The organism is Actinomadura geliboluensis, from assembly GCF_005889745.1.
Taxonomy (GTDB): Bacteria; Actinomycetota; Actinomycetes; order Streptosporangiales; family Streptosporangiaceae; genus Spirillospora; species Spirillospora geliboluensis.
The window spans coordinates 1-3,195 of sequence record NZ_VCKZ01000640.1 but is presented as its reverse complement, the minus strand read 5'-3'; the positions used below and the strand labels follow the sequence as shown (position 1 = coordinate 3,195).

General features: G+C 74.5%; 4 protein-coding genes. 1 reads left to right on the top strand and 3 read right to left on the bottom strand.

The annotated features are described in order from the left end of the window. Window positions 1-1,487 (bottom strand): acyl-CoA dehydrogenase family protein (locus ETD96_RS42880; RefSeq protein ID WP_138642204.1); only part of this gene is annotated, 1,487 nt, incomplete at its 3' end. 143 nt (window positions 1,488-1,630) lie between these two features. Between ETD96_RS42880 and ETD96_RS42875 the strand changes: the two genes are divergently transcribed. Beyond that, complete coding sequence (locus ETD96_RS42875; RefSeq protein WP_171069519.1) at window positions 1,631-2,332, top strand: DUF1707 SHOCT-like domain-containing protein; 702 nt, start codon at window positions 1,631-1,633, stop codon at window positions 2,330-2,332. A gap of 6 nt (window positions 2,333-2,338) precedes the next feature. Here ETD96_RS42875 and ETD96_RS42870 read toward each other — a convergent pair whose 3' ends face one another. Together ETD96_RS42870 and ETD96_RS42865 are read right to left on the bottom strand one after the other, a co-directional pair. Continuing rightward, window positions 2,339-2,554, bottom strand: a complete 216-nt coding sequence (locus tag ETD96_RS42870; RefSeq protein ID WP_138642203.1) for a hypothetical protein — start codon at window positions 2,552-2,554, stop codon at window positions 2,339-2,341. Window positions 2,555-2,591: 37 nt separating this feature from the next. Next, a partial coding sequence (locus ETD96_RS42865; RefSeq protein ID WP_138642202.1) for a sirohydrochlorin chelatase occupies window positions 2,592-3,195 on the bottom strand: 604 nt, incomplete at its 5' end.

Sequence of the window (3,195 nt, the reverse complement as noted above, 5' to 3'; positions counted from 1 at the left end):
AGCAGGGACGCCTGCAGGGTCAGTGCCATGCGTTCGACGATGCGGCGGGCGCGCAGTTCGATGGTGTCCAGGTCGCCGAGGGAGGTCTTGATCTCGCGCACGGCCGTGTCGAGGCGGGCGTCGGCGCCGGCGGCGCGTTCGACCTCGGCGAAGTACGCCTCCACGGTCTGCGGCTCCTTCGCCATGGCACGCAGGACGTCCAGGGCCGCGACGTTGCCGGAGCCCTCCCAGATGGAGTTCAGAGGGGACTCCCGGAACAGGCGCGGCATGCCGGACTCTTCGACGTAGCCGTTGCCGCCGAGGCATTCCAGGGACTCGGCGGCGTGGGCGGGCCAGCGCTTGCAGATCCAGTACTTGCTGATGGCGAGCGCGAGGCGCTTGAACGCGGTCTCGGCGGCGTCGCCGCGGACCGAGCGGTCGGTGGCGCCGGCGAGGCGCAGCATCGTGAGGGTGGCGGCCTCGGACTCGACCGCCAGGTCGGCGAGGACGTTGCGCATCAGCGGCTGGTCGATCAGGTACCTGCCGAACGCCTTGCGGTGCGCGGCGTGGTGCGCGGCGGTGGTGACGCCGTACCGCATCCCGGCCGCGGCGCCGATCACGCAGTCGAGCCGGGTCATGTTGACCATCTCGATGATGGTGCGGACGCCGCGGCCCTCGTCGCCGACCCGCCAGGCGACCGCGTCGGCGTACTCGACCTCGGAGGAGGCGTTGGACCGGTTGCCGAGCTTGTCCTTCAGCCGCATCAGGCGCAGCGGGTTGAGGCTCCCGTCCGGCAGGACGCGGGGGACGAGGAAGCAGGTCAGCCCGCCCGGCGCCTGCGCGAGCGTGAGGAACACGTCGCACATCGGCGCGCTGGTGAACCACTTGTGGCCGACGAGGCGGTACGTGCCGTCGGCGGCGGGGGTGGCCCGCGTGGTGTTGGCGCGGACGTCCGAGCCGCCCTGCTTCTCGGTCATCGACATGCCGGCGAGCAGCGCGTTCTTGGTCAGGGGGGCGCGCAGGCCGTAGTCGTACTCGTTCTTGGCGAGGAGCGGCTCGTACTGCGCGGCCAGGTCGGGGGACTGGCGCAGCGCGGGGACGGCCGCGTAGGTCATGGAGATGGGGCAGCCGTGCCCGGCGTCGACGCGCCACGTGTAGAACTTCGCGGCCCGTGCGACGTGGGCGCCCTCGCGGGGGTCGGCCCACGCGGAGCCGTGCAGGCCGTGCGTGACCGCGACGGTCATCAGCTCGTGCCAGGCCGGGTGGAACTCGACCTCGTCGATCCGGTGCCCGTACCGGTCGTGGGTGCGCAGGACGGGCGGGTTCTCGTTCGCGAGCCGGCCCCACTCCTGGGCCTCCTCGGTGCCCGCGAGGCGGCCCAGCTCGCGCACCTCGGGCTCGGCCCAGCCGGCGCCCTCGCGCGCCAGCCCGTCCAGCAGGACGGCCTCGTCGGCCACGTCGTGCCCGGTGAGCGGGGGCACCTGGTTGACGACCTCGTGCGTGTCCACGCCCCGCAGGATACAGAACCCCGTTCGGGGCACCTGGAGATGGTGCCTGTACCGTGGTGGAGAGTCCATCCTCCTGAAGTGGTGGGGCGATCTCGTCCCCCCGGCGGATTGTCGCGCCACGCCGGGGGCATACCTTCGGAATCATGAGTCAGTCCAGTCCGCAGCCCGAGCGGCCCTGCCCCGGCCGCCCGCCGGCCCGGCGGCAGGACGCCCACTCCGTGCCCGATCCGCGCGACGCCAGGACCGCGCCCGACGCGATCCGGGCGTCCGACGCCGAGCGCGAGGCCGTCGTCGAGGGGCTGCGGGTCGCCTCCGTGGAGGGACGGCTCACCTTCGAGGAGCTGACCGAGCGCACCGAGGCCGCCTACGCGGCGGTCAGCCGCGGCGACCTCGAACGCATCACCGCCGACCTGCCCGGCATGGGCGCCCCCGGCGCCAACCCCGCGCCGCCGCAGGTCAAGCGCAGGTTCAGCGCCGTCATGGGGGACTGCAAGGAGCGCATCGTCGGCCGCATCGACGGCCCGCTGGAGGCGGTGTCGGTGATGGGCGACGTCGAACTCGACCTGCGCGGCGCGCAGGTGCCGACCGGTGAGGTCCAGATCTCCGCGACCGCCGTGATGGGCGACGTCAAGATCATCGTCCCGGACGGCGTCAGCGTCGAGCTGACCGGCCACAACTTTCTCGGCGACCGCAAGGTCAACGTCCGCGACCCGCACCCGGGGGCCCGGGTCCCGGTCGTCCGCGTCACCGCGACCGCCGTGATGGGCGACATCAAGATCGTCGACGACGAGCACCACGCGCCCGTCCGCCGCGCCATCACCGACTGGTGGCAGAACCGCAGGTAGCCCGCGTCAGCGGCTGTCGTCGTGCCGCTCGGCGTCCTCGACGCCCGCCTCGTCCGGCGGCAGCGCGTCGGGATGCCCGTGCCGGACGCCGGGCGTGCCCGTGCCGCTGGTCTCCTCCCCGTCGGGCACCGTCCGGCCGCGGGCGTCGGAGCGGCGGGTCACCGGGGCGAAGTCGCGGTCGTGCGTCTCGCGGGGCTCGTGGCCGAGGTCGTCGCGTTCCATGGCGGCCCGCATACCCGGTCGGCGGGCCGCCGAACGTCTAGCCGGCCGCGGCCCGGCGCGCGCTCTCCAGCGCCTCGTCGTAGCGGTGGACGATCAGCTCCGCGACCTCCGGGGCCGCGCCGAGCACCGGGGAGACCGCGTCGGCGCCGGCGGCCAGCGCCTCCGCGCGGACCTTGTCGGCGAAGTGGCCCGGCGCCAGGAAGTAGGACGCGACCGCCACCCGCGGGGCGCCCGCCTCGCGCAGCGCCGCCACGGCCTCGCCCGGTCTCGGGCCGGCCGCCGACGCGTACGCGGGGACGGCGTCCCGCCACCCGCGCGCCCGCCAGTCGCGGGCGAGCCGGGCGATCGTCGCGTTCGCGGACGCGTCGCTCGAACCCGCCGAGACCAGGACGACCGCCGTGTCCGGGTCGCCGGGCTCGACGCCCGCGTCCCGCAGGCGGCGCTCCAGGGCGTCCATGAGCAGCGGGTGCGGGCCCAGCGTGGCCGCCGTGCGCAGCCGCAGGCGGGGGTGCTGGGCGCGCACCCGGTTCAGGACGCCCGGGATGTCGGTCTTGCTGTGGTAGGCGGCGGTGAGCAGCAGCGGCAGCACGACGACATCACCGTTCCGGGCCAACCCGTCCAGTACCTGGGCGGGTGTGGGC

Bases quoted from the DNA above. Each gene is read 5' to 3' on its own strand.
- ETD96_RS42875 (WP_171069519.1), top strand. From the start codon at position 1,631: ATGAGTCAGTCCAGTCCGCAGCCCGAGCGGCCCTGCCCCGGCCGCCCG.
- ETD96_RS42870 (WP_138642203.1), bottom strand. From the start codon at position 2,554: ATGGAACGCGACGACCTCGGCCACGAGCCCCGCGAGACGCACGACCGC.